Origin of the sequence: Eubacterium sp. SB2, assembly GCF_001244405.1 — a bacterium.
Lineage (GTDB): Bacteria > Bacillota > Clostridia > Lachnospirales > Lachnospiraceae > Faecalicatena > Faecalicatena contortus_B.
In genome coordinates, this window is sequence record NZ_LN865152.1 from 113945 (window position 1) to 128108 (window position 14164).

Annotated in this window: 16 protein-coding genes; 2 read left to right on the top strand and 14 right to left on the bottom strand. The window is 47.0% G+C overall.

Annotation, left to right across the window (positions count from 1 at the left end):
• Positions 1–81 precede the first annotated feature (81 nt).
• The 12 genes from BN1938_RS23340 to BN1938_RS08165 form a co-directional block, all read right to left on the bottom strand.
• A complete protein-coding gene (locus BN1938_RS23340) occupies positions 82–360 on the bottom strand; it encodes a BMC domain-containing protein (protein WP_025656504.1) in 279 nt (92 codons plus the stop codon).
• A gap of 272 nt (positions 361–632) precedes the next feature.
• A complete protein-coding gene (locus BN1938_RS08115) occupies positions 633–917 on the bottom strand; it encodes a BMC domain-containing protein (protein WP_025656503.1) in 285 nt (94 codons plus the stop codon).
• A 75-nt stretch (positions 918–992) separates the two neighbouring features.
• A complete protein-coding gene (locus tag BN1938_RS08120) occupies positions 993–1268 on the bottom strand; it encodes a BMC domain-containing protein (RefSeq protein WP_009003872.1) in 276 nt (91 codons plus the stop codon).
• 12 nt (positions 1269–1280) lie between these two features.
• Positions 1281–1625 carry a BMC domain-containing protein gene (locus tag BN1938_RS08125; protein ID WP_025656502.1) on the bottom strand — a complete coding sequence of 115 codons (345 nt, stop codon included), beginning with the start codon at positions 1623–1625 and terminating at the stop codon, positions 1281–1283.
• A 26-nt stretch (positions 1626–1651) separates the two neighbouring features.
• On the bottom strand, positions 1652–2863 hold the full coding sequence (locus BN1938_RS08130) for a zinc-dependent alcohol dehydrogenase (protein WP_050640125.1): 1212 nt from the start codon (positions 2861–2863) through the stop codon (positions 1652–1654).
• A 16-nt stretch (positions 2864–2879) separates the two neighbouring features.
• Entirely contained in the window at positions 2880–4268 is a 1389-nt protein-coding gene (locus BN1938_RS08135; RefSeq protein WP_050640126.1) for an aldehyde dehydrogenase family protein, read from the bottom strand.
• Positions 4259–4780 (bottom strand): GlcG/HbpS family heme-binding protein, encoded by a 522-nt coding sequence (locus BN1938_RS08140; protein WP_025656500.1) that lies wholly within the window; start codon positions 4778–4780, stop codon positions 4259–4261. Before BN1938_RS08140 ends, BN1938_RS08135 begins: the two co-directional genes overlap by 10 nt.
• A gap of 72 nt (positions 4781–4852) precedes the next feature.
• Entirely contained in the window at positions 4853–5662 is an 810-nt protein-coding gene (locus BN1938_RS08145; RefSeq protein WP_025656499.1) for a class II aldolase/adducin family protein, read from the bottom strand.
• Between the two features lie 98 nt (positions 5663–5760).
• Entirely contained in the window at positions 5761–6258 is a 498-nt protein-coding gene (locus tag BN1938_RS08150; protein WP_050640127.1) for a EutP/PduV family microcompartment system protein, read from the bottom strand.
• Positions 6259–6263: 5 nt separating this feature from the next.
• The gene (locus tag BN1938_RS08155; protein ID WP_025656497.1) at positions 6264–6626 is read right to left on the bottom strand and encodes a BMC domain-containing protein; all 363 of its coding nucleotides are present in this window, start codon (positions 6624–6626) and stop codon (positions 6264–6266) included.
• A gap of 5 nt (positions 6627–6631) precedes the next feature.
• A complete protein-coding gene (locus BN1938_RS08160) occupies positions 6632–7426 on the bottom strand; it encodes a glycyl-radical enzyme activating protein (RefSeq protein WP_050640842.1) in 795 nt (264 codons plus the stop codon).
• A 20-nt stretch (positions 7427–7446) separates the two neighbouring features.
• Positions 7447–9978, bottom strand: coding sequence for a glycyl radical protein (locus BN1938_RS08165; RefSeq protein WP_050640129.1), 2532 nt, complete (start codon positions 9976–9978; stop codon positions 7447–7449).
• Positions 9979–10374: 396 nt separating this feature from the next.
• On the opposite strand from BN1938_RS08165, the gene BN1938_RS08170 reads away from it, so the two are divergent.
• On the top strand, positions 10375–11106 hold the full coding sequence (locus BN1938_RS08170) for a phosphatase (RefSeq protein ID WP_050640843.1): 732 nt from the start codon (positions 10375–10377) through the stop codon (positions 11104–11106).
• Positions 11107–11185: 79 nt separating this feature from the next.
• Here the strand turns inward: BN1938_RS08170 and BN1938_RS08175 are convergent, their stop codons facing one another.
• The gene (locus tag BN1938_RS08175) at positions 11186–11563 is read right to left on the bottom strand and encodes a helix-turn-helix domain-containing protein (protein ID WP_050640130.1); all 378 of its coding nucleotides are present in this window, start codon (positions 11561–11563) and stop codon (positions 11186–11188) included.
• A gap of 157 nt (positions 11564–11720) precedes the next feature.
• Between BN1938_RS08175 and BN1938_RS08180 the strand changes: the two genes are divergently transcribed.
• Positions 11721–12368, top strand: a complete 648-nt coding sequence (locus tag BN1938_RS08180) for a Uma2 family endonuclease (protein ID WP_050640131.1) — start codon at positions 11721–11723, stop codon at positions 12366–12368.
• A gap of 494 nt (positions 12369–12862) precedes the next feature.
• Here the strand turns inward: BN1938_RS08180 and BN1938_RS08185 are convergent, their stop codons facing one another.
• A complete protein-coding gene (locus BN1938_RS08185) occupies positions 12863–14116 on the bottom strand; it encodes an L-rhamnose isomerase (RefSeq protein WP_050640132.1) in 1254 nt (417 codons plus the stop codon).
• Positions 14117–14164: the final 48 nt, after the last annotated feature.

A 14164-nucleotide genomic window follows, 5' to 3' on the forward strand; every position in this document is an offset into this window, starting at 1 on the left:
ATTCTCCTCATTAAGTATTCACAGGCCTTACGCATCTGCCTGAGGAAGAGACGTAAGGCCGTAAATCTTTAGCTGAACTTATTATTTCACTGCCGGAAGAATTTTTTCTACATCGCTGTGTGGTCTTGGGATTACGTGTGTTGCCACTAATTCGCCAAGTCTTCCTGCTGCCTCTGCTCCTGATTCAACTGCAGATTTAACAGCTCCAACATCTCCACGAACCATTACTGTTACCAGTCCGGAACCGATCTTCTCTGTTCCTACTAATACTACATTAGCAGCTTTGAGCATGGTATCTGCTGCTTCGATTGATGCTACTAAACCTCTTGTTTCGACCATTCCTAATGCTTCCTGTGACATTCTTTTTTCCTCCTTTAATTGAATCTTTTCTTCTACCTGTTCTGCCTGCTGCGCCGACTGTTTCACCCGCTGGATGGTTTTGGCCGGTGCCTTCGCAGTCGTCGTTTTTCTGGTGGATGCAGCTTTCGCAGCGCCTGTTGTCTTTTTCGCCGTACTCTTTGCAGTACCGGCCGACCTGGCTGTGCTTTTTTTGGCTGCACCTTCCGGCTTGGAAGTGTCTGGTGCCTTCTCCTCGCCGCTTGGTTTATTATCTTCTGCCATTTAACTGCCTCCTAACTTACCCGGTTCGCGCTGTTATTGATCAGCTTCAGTATCTCCCCGTGAGGATTTGCAATCACCACATGCGCTACTGGTTCTTTAATTCCGTTTGCAGCAGCAGTTTCAATGGCTTGCGATACAGCTGATACGTCTCCGCGGATAATGATGGTTACAAGTCTTCCACCTAACTTTTTTTCCCAGGTGACAAGCTGCACTTCTGCTGTCTTGCACATGATATCAATGGCAACCACCGCTGCCGTCACACTTGGGATTTCAAAAAATCCATACGCCTGTCCCATGAGACTGCTCCTTTACTCATTCTTCTTGCTGCTCCCTGTTTCAGTGACAGGAAGAACTGCAGTCATCTCCGGTTCCTATACAGTAGGAAGAATTTTCTCTACGTCGTTGTGTGGTCTCGGGATTACGTGTGTTGCTACTAATTCGCCAAGTCTTCCTGCAGCGTCAGCGCCGGTTTCAACTGCAGCCTTAACAGCTCCTACGTCTCCGCGAACCATAACTGTTACCAGTCCGGAACCGATCTTCTCTGTTCCTACCAATGTAACCTCAGCAGCCTTTGTCATTGCATCTGCAGCCTCGATTGCTGCTGTAAGTCCTCTTGTTTCTACCATTCCTAATGCTAATTGTGCCATTTTCATTTCCTCCTAAACTTCTTTTACATAGATTTTATTTGGTTTGCCTTTATCTAAACCGCTCAGCTTCAGCATCTTTTCCGTATCCTCTGTCGGTCTTGCAATTTCGTATTCAGCTACAACTCCTGCAAGTTCTTCTGCTTTCATTTTCGCTGCGTCTAATGCTGCCTGAACATCGGATACGCTTCCGCGAAACTTGATCATAACAATCAGCGGTACGGGTAATTCATCTGCATTTGCCGGTTTATTCTTGTCAAAAGTCTCCAGACTCACATCGCCCGCTTTACATCCGGCATCCGCCGCTGCAAACGCTGTTGCCAGTCCGAATACTTCCAACATGCCTACTGCTTCTCCCATGTCAATTCTCCTTTTTGGGATTGCTGCTATTTATTTACAATAGCGATCTTCAGACCTTCCATCTTCAGGTTCGTCTGATGAGCCTCGTTGATCTGATCCAGCGGGAATTCATGTGTGATCAGGTCGTCCATCGGAAGTCCGATTCCTTTTGCTCTCTTCAGGAAATCGAATGTTGTCGCATAATCTCTTAATGTATATACCCAGGAACCAACTAATGTGATTTCCTTAGAGCACAGGTCAAAGTGCGGGTTGATTGTAGCGTCTCCGCCGTTGATGAAGAATCCCAGCTCGCAAAGTCCGCCGCCGTTGCGGATGAACTTATAAATGTTGGCATGTGCAACCGGTGATCCTGTACACTGGAATGCGAAGTCTGCCGGATGTCCGTCAAACGCTGCCTTAACGCCGTCTGCCAGAGCCTCAATTCCCTTGAAATCCTTGAAGTTTACAGAGCGCTCAGCTCCCATCTTCTTGGCAAAATCAAGTCTCTTCTGCTCTCCGTCTACAGCTACGATGTTCTCGATGCCCATTGTGCGGAGAACTGCGATACAGATCAGACCGATCGGTCCGCATCCCTGTACGACAACTCTGCTGTTGAATCTCAGGATTCCTGTTGTCTTAGCTCTCTCTACAGCATGAATCAGTACTGCACATGGTTCGATCAGAATTCTGGACTTCAGGTCCAGGTCGCTTACGTTGAATACAGTAGAACCCTCGCGAACCACAATGTAATCGGAGAACCATCCGTTCAGATGAATATCATCATCCGGGAGAAGTCCGTATACATCAGCGCCGCCTACGTTCTGCTTGTTCAGATCGTACATTGTGATGTCCGGATCATCCTTGAAGATCATACAGGTAACAACCTTATCACCGACCTTCAGTTCTTTTCCTGCGCTGTCGATCTTTACGTTTTTGCCCATCTTTACGATCTCTCCGGTTCCTTCATGTCCAAGGACAACCGGGATCAGGCCGAACGGGTCTCTCTTGAATTCATGGGCGTCAGTACCGCATACGCCGCATCCTTCAACCTTTACAAGAATGTCTCCGTCTCCCAGTTCAGGGATCGGGAATTCTTTAATGTCATAGTGTTCCAGTGCTGTCAGCATAGCCACACGAGCAGTTTTTGGAACTGCCTGGCTTCCTGCTGTTGTATTTGCTGCAGGAGCAGCCTTTTCGCCCAGCATACTTTCCAGTACCTGTTTCACGACTGCTTCTACATTTGCAGAATTCATTTCCATTTTATTTCCTCCTGTCTTAACGAATGCATAAACTGTCTGACATGACGCAGCGTCTTCTCTTTGTGAATGTGCTTGCGCTTGTAAGACCCTCCCCTGTCCTGCTGGCGATTGTGAATGTACAGAAGCCTTCGCCTCCGAATCCAAGTGCCGCATAGGACGGGCCGTTCTTTACAAGAATCGCAGTGTCAATGGCTTTTGCATACTTCGTGATGTTGTCTACGTTCTTGGAATGTATGTGTGCGGAATGTCTGTTGCCGTGTTCCAGCCATACAGCCTGTTCAACCGCATCATCAAAATCTTTTGCTCTGACTACGCCAAGGATCGGCATCATAAGTTCTTCTGCAATCAATGGATGCTCTTTCGGGCCTTCAAATGTGATACATCTGATATTGTCCGGAACGCTTACACCGATCATTCCCAAAAGGGTCTTTGCATCCCTTCCCACACACTTTCTGTTCAGTCTGCCGTCTTTCAGGACAACTGCTGTCAGGGCATCCTGCTCTTCCTTAGAAGCCAGGTAACATCCCTGCTCGCTGACCATGTAGTGCATCAATTCGTCAATGACAGAATCCACAGCTACGATTTCCTTCTCAGCGATACATGGCAGGTTATTGTCGAATGTACATCCGTTTACAATATCTTCTGCAGCTTTCCGGATATCCGCTGTCTCGTCTACAAGCGCCGGCGGGTTGCCTGCCCCTGCTCCGATCCCCCTCTTGCCTGAGGAAAGAACCGCTGTTACAACTCCCGGGCCGCCTGTTGCTGCGATCAGATGAATCTCTTTGTGCTTCATCATGATGCTGCTTGATTCCAGTGTCGGCTTCTCTACCGTGCATGCGATGTTGTCCGGGCCGCCTGCCTCAAGAGAAGCTTCATTGATCATGTTGATCGCATAGATCGATGTCTTGATTGCTCCCGGATGAGGGTTAAATACGACTGTATTGCCGCCGGCCAGCATGCCGATTGTATTACAGAGTACGGTCTCACTGGGGTTGGTACATGGAGTAATCGCACCGATCACACCAAACGGCCCCATTTCTATCAGTGTCAGGCCTCTGTCCCCTGACCATGCAGTTGTTGTGATGTCTTCCGTTCCCGGCGTCTTCTCAGCAACTAACTGATGTTTTAAAATCTTATGTCCGACATTTCCCATGCCTGTCTCTTGTACACCCATGCGTGCAAGTATCTCGGCATTCTCAACTGTCTTCTTTCTGATGTTGGATATGATTTTCTCTCTTTGATCCATGGACATTCTGCCCACGATCTTCTGCGCTTTTTTCGCAGCTTCAATCGCTTCATTCATATCAGCAAATACGCCGTGGTTTCCTGATACTTCGGAAGCAATCTGCATCTTTGCCATGACTTCTGAAACGATGTCCTGGATCATCTGTTCATTTACAGACACGCTAATACCTCCTCGAAAACTTCTCTGCCATAAGCGGCTATTGCGGTATCTTCTTCAGCGGTACCGCCGCTCACACCCAAGGCCCCGATTATTTTTCCATCTGCTTCCAGCGGCTCCCCGCCGCCAAATATAACGATCTTCCCTTCATTCGTAAATTGGATTCCGTACAAAGGCTGTCCCGGCTGGCTTAGATGGCTAAGCGCCTCCGTGGACATCTTGAGGCTCGCTGAAGTAAATGTTTTATTGATCGCAATATCAAAGCTTGCTATGTAGGCCCCATCCATACTCTGAACCGCAACAGGCCTGCCCGCCTGGTCTGACACGGCGGCCACCACATTGACACCCATGCTGGCAGCCTTTGCAGTCACTTTTTCGATCAGTGCATTGGCAGCCTTCAATGTCATCTTATGCTTGTGGCACCTGCATACATGTCCTTTTTCGTGATGAGAACCACTTTCCTTCATCTGGCCCAATACCGCTTTTACGGCATTGGTAATATCCTGTTCGTTCATAGCAGTCTCCTAAATATATTTTGATTCCGCCCGCGGGGCGTTCTTTTGGGAATCCCCTTTGGGTAAGCTTTCTTACAGTCCCAGCTGATCCATCACTTTCTTTGTGATAGATGCAACTAAATCAGCATCTGCAGTGGAAGCTTCCGGTGCAGCAGCACTGCATGATCCTCCGCAGCTGTGGCAGCTTGGCTTGCCGGCTTTTGCGTTCGGGCATACGTTTGCAGGATGTTTTCCTGGCAGTCCCATTTTTCTTCTGATTTCATACAGCTTGTCCATCTGCTCTTTGTTGAACTCCTGTGGCTCGCCGAGCATCTTTGACTGATACAGAAGCTGTGCGTAGAATTCCAGGGATTCCATCTTGTGGTATGCGCTCAGAAGGCTGTCTGAGTATGCAAGCGCTCCGTGGTTCTCAAGCAGAACTGCATCGAAGTACTGTAAGTGCTCAGAAACAGCGTCCGGAATCTCCATTGTAGAAGGTGTGCCGTATTTTGCGATCGGTACGCATCCCAGAGCGATAACAGCTTCCGGCATGATCGGCTGTGTCAGCGGAATACCGCAGATAGCAAATGTTGTAGCGTACAGCGGGTGAGCATGTACTACGGAGTTTACGTCCGGTCTTTCTTTATATACACGCATGTGCATCTTTATCTCTGAAGAAGGTCTGAACCCCTTGTTTGCCTGCAGTACATTACCTTCAGCGTCTACTTTGCAGATATATTCCGGTGTCATGAATCCTTTGCTGACACCTGTTGGCGTACATAAGAATTCATTGTCATTCAATTTAACAGAGAAGTTTCCATCATTTGCAGCAACCATCCCGCGGTTGTACACTCTTTTACCGATTTCACACATTTCTTTTTTGATTTCGTATTCGTTTTGCATCCTTTTTTTCCTCCTTGGATTCTTAAAACAAAACTAAACATTTGTTTTTTGTTGTTTCTAACTCGATATTACCACACAATCCCACAGTAGTCAACTTATTATTGTGTTGGATTTGTTGTTTTCTCCATCTTTTTTTCAGCCTCTTCCAGCTCCCACGGAAGCACATCTCCTTCTTCTTTTAAGTATTCCAGAATTTCCGGAATTCCCTCATAATTTTTCGAGTCAACGAAGAAGATTTTCTTGCAGCCTGTCAGCCTGAGCCACCTCTCGGCGCGCTCTACATTTGCATTCTTATCATGGATCTTGGTTACAATGCCGATGACTTCCCGGTTGCACATGGCTGTACAGCATGGCGGATAAAGGGAATACGGCTCTGTAGCCGATATCAGAAGCCCGACAACATCCGCCTCATAGGAGTATAACGCAAGGGCGTATCCCAGATGCTTGGTCTGGGCGTATTCCCCCGGGGTATCTATGATAACATCGAAGTTATTCACATACTGTGTTTTGTGATACTGGATTTTTTCACCTTTTAGTGCCTGGGTCAATGTGGTTTTCCCACATTCACTCCTGCCCATCAATACGATTTTCTTCATATTTATTAAGTCCTTGTTATCTCACATACAGAGAAGCCCATCTTATCCCTCACATAATCCAGTACTGCGCGGATCGCGGCCTCTGTTTCTGAAATCGTGCCGGTTACTATCAAAGTACCGCTGAAGCGGTCTACGAAGCCCAGTTCGATTCCCGCCGCTTTAATTGCAATATCTGCCGCAATAATAGCGGTTTCTGCGGGACTGATTGTCAGTACGCCGATTGCCGACTTACTGTATTCCACCCTTGGGTCCAGTCCCAGCTTTTCATACAGTGTGATATCCGGACTTGCAATCAAATGGGCGATTGTTATTTCCTTACCGGGAACCAGTTCCTGTACGATTCTTTCCGGCATTTGTTCATAACTCATGTTTCTTAGCCTCCTATCTGACATTCAATTCCGGATGCCAGTTCTGCAGTTTTGAGCAGCATTTCCATCGTTTCGTTTGACGGCGGCTCTGCATTCCCCATCAGGTATTCTCTTCCCAGTCCTTCGTACTTGTCCTGGCCAAGTCTGTGGTAGGGAAGCAGGTGAAGCCTTTTTACGCTGCCCAGCGCTTTTGTATACTCTGCGATATCCCGGATCTCTTCTTTTGTATCGTTAAACCCTGGAATAACAGGTACCCGGATGCTCAGTTCCGTCATGCCTGATTTTGCAATCTTCATCGCATTTTCCACCATCAGTTCATTGGAGCGCCCGGTGAATGCTTTATGTTTTGCCGGATTCATATGTTTGATATCCAGCAGGTACTGATCCAGATACGGGAGCAGGCCCTCGATTACTTTGTAATCGGCGCATCCCATGCTTTCCATCGCCGTGCTGATTCCGGCTTCAGATGCCGCCCTCAAAAGTGCAGCGGCAAATTCGGGCTGGCACAGGCTCTCGCCTCCCGACAGCGTCAGGCCGCCTCCGGTCCTGCGGTAATAGGTGCGGTCTTTCTCGACCGTCTCCATCACTTCTTTTACGGTGACGTCCTCTCCGATTACCTTTGGCTCCCCTTGTACCATCATGGTCTCGATCTCGTACTTCTGTGACTCCGGATTACAGCACCACCGGCATCTCAGAACACAGCCCTTCAAAAATACAATCGTCCGTATTCCGTTGCCGTCGTGGATCGAATATCTCTGTATATCGAAAATGCGGCCTTTTGTATTTAAATAATCTTCCATGCTGCGATTCCTCTCTTCCATCAGAAGCCCTGCTCCGTTCTCCGGATGATATCATCCTGAAGCGACTTGGAAAGCGTGGTGAACAAAGCGCTGTATCCGGCTACCCGGACAACCAGATGCTTGTACTGCTCCGGATTCTTTTGTGCATCCAGCAGTGTTTCGCGGCTGACTACATTAAACTGCATATGGCTTCCCTTCTGGTCAAAGTAGGAACGGATCAGGCCTACGAAGTTCTCAAGCCCTCTCCTGCCGCTCAATGCGGATGGGTGGAACTTCTGGTTAAACAGTGTCCCGTTGGATGCAATATAGTGATCCAGCCTGGAGACAGAATTTGCTGCCGCCGTCGGGCCGCTTATATCTTTCCCTGCGGACGGTGAAACGCCGTCGGCAACCGGTGTATGTGCAAGACGCCCATCCGGCGTGGCCCCTGTCTGTGCCCCCAGCGGAACATTGGCAGATACCGGGTATAAGCCCGCCTGGAATATGCCGCCCCTTGGATTCTTATAATTCTGCAGAGGCTTTGTATATGTATAGGCCACATCTCTTGCAAAAGCATCCACTTCCGGAATATCATTGCCGAACTTCGGAACTTCCTCGATCAATTTGAGGATACGTTCTCCGTTTGCTTTTACTTCCGGAGCCTCTGAAGCGGCTACTACCGTCTTCAGAATTGCTGCAACCTCCCGCTCAGTGACAGCCTGTCCGGACGCTTTCATGCCGCCTGCAATCTCTGCAGTCATGGACGCAACATCCTCACCGCTTAAGCCTTTGCCGTAGTTTGTAGCCAGGGCCTCTTTGAGTTCCTTCATGGTAACTTTCTTTTCATCGTAAACCAGCTTTTTCACTGCATACAGGGAATCCGCCATGTTCGCGACTCCGAATCCCTGAGGGCCGGTAAAGTTATAGACTGCTCCGCCTTCCTGCACCGTTCTCCCTTTCTTCATACAATCATCGACCATAGAAGAAAGGAACGGAAGGGGGCATCTCTCTGCATGGGCAACGTCAATGGCATTGTCCGCATTCACCAAAAGTTTGATCGCGTAATCCATCTGGATCTTATATGCATGGTAGAATTCTCCGAAGGTCTTCATATCTTCTACCCGCCCGGTTTGCGGTCCTACCTGCACCCCTTTATCCTTACCGTTGTTAAAAACCAGCTCCAGCGGACGGCACATATTAAAGAATGCCGCATCATGCCAGCCCTCTGTCTTACCTGCCTTCTGCGGCTCAACACAGCCAATAATATTGTAATCCCTTGCATCCTCCAGCGTCAGGCCTCTGCTCACCAGGGAGGGAATAATCACTTCGTCATTGTAATACGCCGGAAGGCCGATACCCGTACGGGTCAGCTCCGCCGCTTTAATAAGGAATTCATGAGGCGAACCGTTCCATACTCTCACGGACAGGGAAGGCTGCGGAAGGTAAACATGCATGGATGCCTCAATGCTCATAAATGATAGATCATTCGTCACATCAATCCCTTCCTCATTCTGACCGCCTGCGATCAGATTCTGGAAAAGGCTGTATCCTGCAAACCCTTCTGCTGAGACAGCATCACGGCACTTATTCAGGTCATTTAACTTCACCCAGATGCAGTCCATCAGTTCCTGTGCAAATTCTCTTGTTATCTTTCCACTGTCCAAATCCTTCTTATAATAAGGATACATATACTGGTCAAATCTTCCCGGAGAGATTGAATGTCCACTGGATTCTATCTGAAGCAGCTGCTGTACGAACCAGAATGACTGGCATGCCTCATAAAATCCCGATGCCCCTTTTTCCGGAACATTTGCGCAATTCTGGGCGATCTGAAGCAGCTCTTTTTTGCGTGTCATATCCGAACACTTTTCCGCCTCCTCCAGAGCCAGCTTCGCATAACGCCTGGCATATGTAACGGCAGCATCACAGCTGATCATAACTGCTTCCAGAAATCTCGACTTCTGCTGATAATCACCATCGGCCAGGCACAGCTTTGCCATCTCGGCTTCCGCTTTCGCCTTTATACCGGAAAATCCAATTTCCAGGACTTCGCCATACTTCACCGTAACATGGCCTACGCCGTTATAAAAATAATTGCCCGGTGTGAAAATGTTATGTTCCATAGCAAGCAGTGTCTCAGGCTCCATATAGGAGGTGGCCAGCTCACTTGTTGTCTTTCCCTTCCAATATGCATTGGCCTGCTTCAGCTCCGCCTTGGTCTGGTCTGATATATAGAACGGATCTGCGCTTCTGTTCTCAACGGTTTCAAATTCCTCTTCCAGCCACTCATACGAAAATTCCGGATATGTCTGACAGCCTCTTGGCGCAAGCGTTGTGCTGCCTGCAATCAGCTCCAGGTCACGGATGATAATCGGAATGTTTTCCAAAATATGCTGAAATGCCTTTGCACGGCGGATAATCACCGGCTCGCTCTCTGTCTGCTTATAGGATTCCGTCAAAAGAACGGCTCTGGCTGATTCTATCTCCGGCATCTTGGCATACAGGTTCTCCACAAGCTTTGGAATACGATCTGACTTTGGTATGTCCGTACTGTCATAGGTATATAGTCCCATTTGCTTTGTTACTCCTTTCCTTATGTATAAATACAGTCTGCATCTACACATAGAATATTAACCTTCCGAAGATAAATCAAAGTTCCGCCTGCGGCGGCCGCACTGCAGCATCTGCTTAAGCCGCAATATGCATCCCCCGCCGGGTTTTAATGAATCTCCACCCAGTCTTAATTATTATACTTGAACAATACTCAGAAGTCAACACGAAGCAACATGATTTTAACGATTTTTATATGTGAATCCAACCAATCCCAACACTAATTTTGTTGTTTTTATTGGTATTTTCATTTTTTATTTTAGTTTTTTATTGACAAACCAAAGAGCATCGCGCATACTATATATTAGGATTTTTTTGATGAAAGTGTTCATTAATTATAGATAGAAAGGCTAATGATTATGTCTTCTTTCCAATTTGATATACATACGCACACAATAGCAAGCGGACATGCCTCTACTGCAACCATCACAGACATGGCAAAAGCCGCTGCTTCCAGGAATCTGAAAATGCTCGGAATATCCGACCACGGCCCTGCCACCTGCGGCGGCGGAAAGCCATCTTATTTTCGCAGCCTGTTCTATGCCCAAAAGGAGCGTCTGGGAGTGGAGATGCTTTATGGTGCGGAAGCAAATATTTTAAATAATGAAGGAAAGCTGGATCTGGAGGATTCCATACTTGCAAAACTGGATTATGTAATCGCCAGCATTCACAAACCGGTTAAAAAACCCGGCACCATGGAGGAGAATACAGCCGCATACATTGCCGCCATGAAAAATCCCTATGTCCGTATTATCGGACACTGTGATGATGTAAAGTATCCGGTTGATTATCTGGAAATTGTAAAGGCGGCCATGAAATATGATGTTCTTCTGGAGATAAACAACAGTTCCTTAAGCCCTGACGGCTACCGGGGAGATACCCGGTTTAACGATCTGATGATCTTAAATCTATGCAGACATTATCATTACCCGGTTATATTCGCAAGTGACAGCCACGGCACAAAGCATGTCGGAGACTTTACCTTTTCGCTGGAACTGGCGCGGCTTGCCGGGATGCCTGATTCTCTGATCATGAATTATTCTTTGAAGGCTTTCAAATGTTTTCTGGAGAGATCCCGTCAGGATGTCTGATGAATTATGTGATCGGCTGAGTGTTCCATCTTGAACTCTTTATGGAACATTCAGCCGGTCACATCAGTTATCTTGCATACTAAAGCTTCAGGCGGTATGACAGGATTCTTATGCCGGCCTTCCCCACCCTTTTGCAAAACCCTCCGGGCAGCTGCTCATCCCAGTTTATGATGAGCTCATCGAGGGGCATGTGCAGCATCTGGCTTAACGTGTAGAAGTTATCCAGAGATGGCAATGTTCTCCCTCCAAACCAGCCATAGACCGACTGGGGGCATCCCAGGCCAAGGCATTCGCAGATCTTTTTCACGGGTATGTTCTGAATCTTGCAGACGAAACGCAGCCACTTTCCTGTTCTTGCCATCTGAATCCCGGGGTAACGGCTTATCTTGGATAGATCTTCTTTTTTTCGTTCCCCCTCCGCCGAACCGCCTCCCGCTTTATTCTGTTTTTCTTTCATCCGTCCTCACTTCCTTCCCTTTCCATCATAACACAGGCGGCACAAATTTAGCTACTGCTTAGTATGTCAAGCAGTTTGTAACTGCATGACTCTGCCTGCCTTTGCATGTAAAATGGATCTATATCAAGAGTACTCTCAACTGTAAAGGAGGCGCTCCATGAGTAATTTTAAAGATCTTTCCCAGGACAGCCAGACAAATGATAATGCTAGGAAGCCTGTGTTAAATGGCGCACAATCGGAAAGCTGTTTACCTGACTGGATTGCCCAAAAGCAGGGGCAGTGCTCCCGCCAGGATTATGAACTGCTGCCTTCTTCTCTTCATGCCCAGCTAATGAACGGATATATTCTAACCCGTCCTCCTGTTTCATTTATGCATCAGGCTGTCATCACGGAATTACTCTGCCAGATTGTATCATATGGCAAAGAATCTTTTTCTCCCTGCAAAGCTGTTACCTTTCCCATTCGTTTTTACCTTAATGGAGGAAATACTATACTGATTCCCGATATTGCCATAATTCTGCATCCCGGCAGAATCATTGGATATAAGATTACAGAAGTTCCTGTTTTCGCTGCGGAAGTCGTCTCACCTGACAGTAAAGAGCTGGATTGTTCTGAAAAGGTTCATTTGTACAGAAAGCTGGGAGTCCGCGAGTACTGGATTATTGACGGACAGAAACATACGGTAACAGTCTGCCTGTTTCGTTTGAATGAAACAGAGGCAATGGAGGAATACGGCTTTTCTGACAGAATACGTGTGCATACGGTAGAAGGACTTTATCTGGATTTGAAGCGGCTTAAGGAATAGATCAGCCGGGCAGTCCTGAATAACCCCATCAAAAATAGTATACTTACCCAGGCAGCCGGGAGGGCGGATCCATCCGTTTCGGAGTATAACGAAAGGGGTGGTGCTTATGTATGTTACATACGATAACTTATTTACATTTGTATTGATGATTATTGCTATCATTACGCTTGTGAAAAGTTTCTATGATAAGCAAAAAAAGTAATCGCCCCGTCTTGGTAGGATAGGCGATTACTCTTTGAAATAACATCTTACCCGGTACGGATAGACTTCATCTATCAATCCCGGCTGTCTTGTTAAGTATATTATAACAAATTTGCTTTAAATGTCAATTTTAGATTTCTTCTTATACCGAACCGCTGTCGTTACTGTTCACGGCACAGGGGCCGCGCATAGTAACGGTATCTGAGCCATTTCTTTGGTAAGGTATTTATTTTTGATTCTAAGTGGAGGAAAATCTCTACAAAAGCAACAGTTTTGCTAAAGATCATCTAAGGTTAGGCTCTTTTAGAAAGTACTTCCGCCTCATAGTTCTGAACTTCTTTAAACCAGTCTTCTCTCTCCGGAACATTGTTGATTTCGCAGAAATAATTCCATACATCGCCAAACGGATAGCATTTCAGTTCTTCCTGCATTGCCATCAGCTCTGTAAACTGCTGTGTATCCTGCAGTTCTTTCAGCCGTGCATTGGGGCTTAACATCGCACACATCAGAGCCTTCTGCATATTTCTCATTCCCACTACCCATGCGGAGATTCTGTTGATACTTGCATCAAAGAAGTCAAGGCCGATGATCACTCTGTTTAGAGCATCATTTCTTACAATCTCTTTTGCAATCTCTTTTGTCTCATCATCCAGCAGTACTACATGGTCACTGTCCCAGCGGATTGGTCTTGTTACATGAAGGGCAATCTTATCATTGAAGAGAAGCATAGATGAAATCTTATCAGAAACTACTTCTGTCGGATGATAATGTCCATTGTCCATCAGAGGCACAATCCCCTTGTTCATCACGTAATTCATCGTAAACTCTGCTGAACCTGCTGTGTAAGCTTCCAGGCCAATACCAAACACCTTAGACTCCAGGCATACCAGCACTTTTTCTTTATCATAGTCAATTCCCAGAATCTGATCCAGAGAATCTTTATATCTCGCTCTCGGTCCAAGCCTGTCAGCCGGAATATCCTTAAAACCATCCGGAATCCAGATGTTCATCAGACAAGGCGTCCCCAGTTCTTCAGCAAAATACTGAGAGATGCGGATGCAGGCTTTTCCATGCTCGATCCAGAACTTACGGATCTCTTCATCCGGGCTTGTCAGAGTATATTCATCGGCCTTCGGGTGTGAGAAGTAGGTCGGGTTGAAGTCCAGTCCAAGACCTCTTTCCTTAGCAAACTCCACCCATTTAGCAAAATGCTTTGGCTCCAGCTTATCTCGGTCTACCCATTCACCTTCTTCAAAAATAGCATAACTTGCATGAACATTGATTCTGTGTGTTCCCGGTATCAGGCTCAGAGCCTTGTCAATATCAGCCATCAGTTCTTCCGGTGTTCTTGCTTTACCAGGATAATTTCCTGTAGCCTGGATACCGCCTGTAAGTGCCCCCTCACTGTCAAACCCGCCAACATCATCCCCCTGCCAGCAGTGCATAGAAATCGGAACAGACTTTAATGTTTCCAGAACCTTATCAGTATCCACACCAATTTTCCCATAGATCTCTTTCGCTGATTCATATCTTTCCTTCGTTGTCATCGTAAATCCTCCTTCATTTTTCAAAGGGGTCTGACCCCTTTGCATCTC

Excerpts from the sequence above, each read along its gene's own strand:
- BN1938_RS23340 (WP_025656504.1), bottom strand. The coding sequence starts at position 360 with ATGTCACAGGAAGCATTAGGAATGGTCGAAACAAGAGGTTTAGTAGCA.
- BN1938_RS08115 (WP_025656503.1), bottom strand. The coding sequence starts at position 917 with ATGGGACAGGCGTATGGATTTTTTGAAATCCCAAGTGTGACGGCAGCG.
- BN1938_RS08120 (WP_009003872.1), bottom strand. The coding sequence starts at position 1,268 with ATGGCACAATTAGCATTAGGAATGGTAGAAACAAGAGGACTTACAGCA.
- BN1938_RS08125 (WP_025656502.1), bottom strand. The coding sequence starts at position 1,625 with ATGGGAGAAGCAGTAGGCATGTTGGAAGTATTCGGACTGGCAACAGCG.
- BN1938_RS08130 (WP_050640125.1), bottom strand. The coding sequence starts at position 2,863 with ATGGAAATGAATTCTGCAAATGTAGAAGCAGTCGTGAAACAGGTACTG.
- BN1938_RS08140 (WP_025656500.1), bottom strand. The coding sequence starts at position 4,780 with ATGAACGAACAGGATATTACCAATGCCGTAAAAGCGGTATTGGGCCAG.
- BN1938_RS08145 (WP_025656499.1), bottom strand. The coding sequence starts at position 5,662 with ATGCAAAACGAATACGAAATCAAAAAAGAAATGTGTGAAATCGGTAAA.
- BN1938_RS08150 (WP_050640127.1), bottom strand. The coding sequence starts at position 6,258 with ATGAAGAAAATCGTATTGATGGGCAGGAGTGAATGTGGGAAAACCACA.
- BN1938_RS08155 (WP_025656497.1), bottom strand. The coding sequence starts at position 6,626 with ATGAGTTATGAACAAATGCCGGAAAGAATCGTACAGGAACTGGTTCCC.
- BN1938_RS08160 (WP_050640842.1), bottom strand. The coding sequence starts at position 7,426 with ATGGAAGATTATTTAAATACAAAAGGCCGCATTTTCGATATACAGAGA.
- BN1938_RS08165 (WP_050640129.1), bottom strand. The coding sequence starts at position 9,978 with ATGGGACTATATACCTATGACAGTACGGACATACCAAAGTCAGATCGT.
- BN1938_RS08170 (WP_050640843.1), top strand. The coding sequence starts at position 10,375 with ATGTCTTCTTTCCAATTTGATATACATACGCACACAATAGCAAGCGGA.
- BN1938_RS08175 (WP_050640130.1), bottom strand. The coding sequence starts at position 11,563 with ATGAAAGAAAAACAGAATAAAGCGGGAGGCGGTTCGGCGGAGGGGGAA.
- BN1938_RS08180 (WP_050640131.1), top strand. The coding sequence starts at position 11,721 with ATGAGTAATTTTAAAGATCTTTCCCAGGACAGCCAGACAAATGATAAT.
- BN1938_RS08185 (WP_050640132.1), bottom strand. The coding sequence starts at position 14,116 with ATGACAACGAAGGAAAGATATGAATCAGCGAAAGAGATCTATGGGAAA.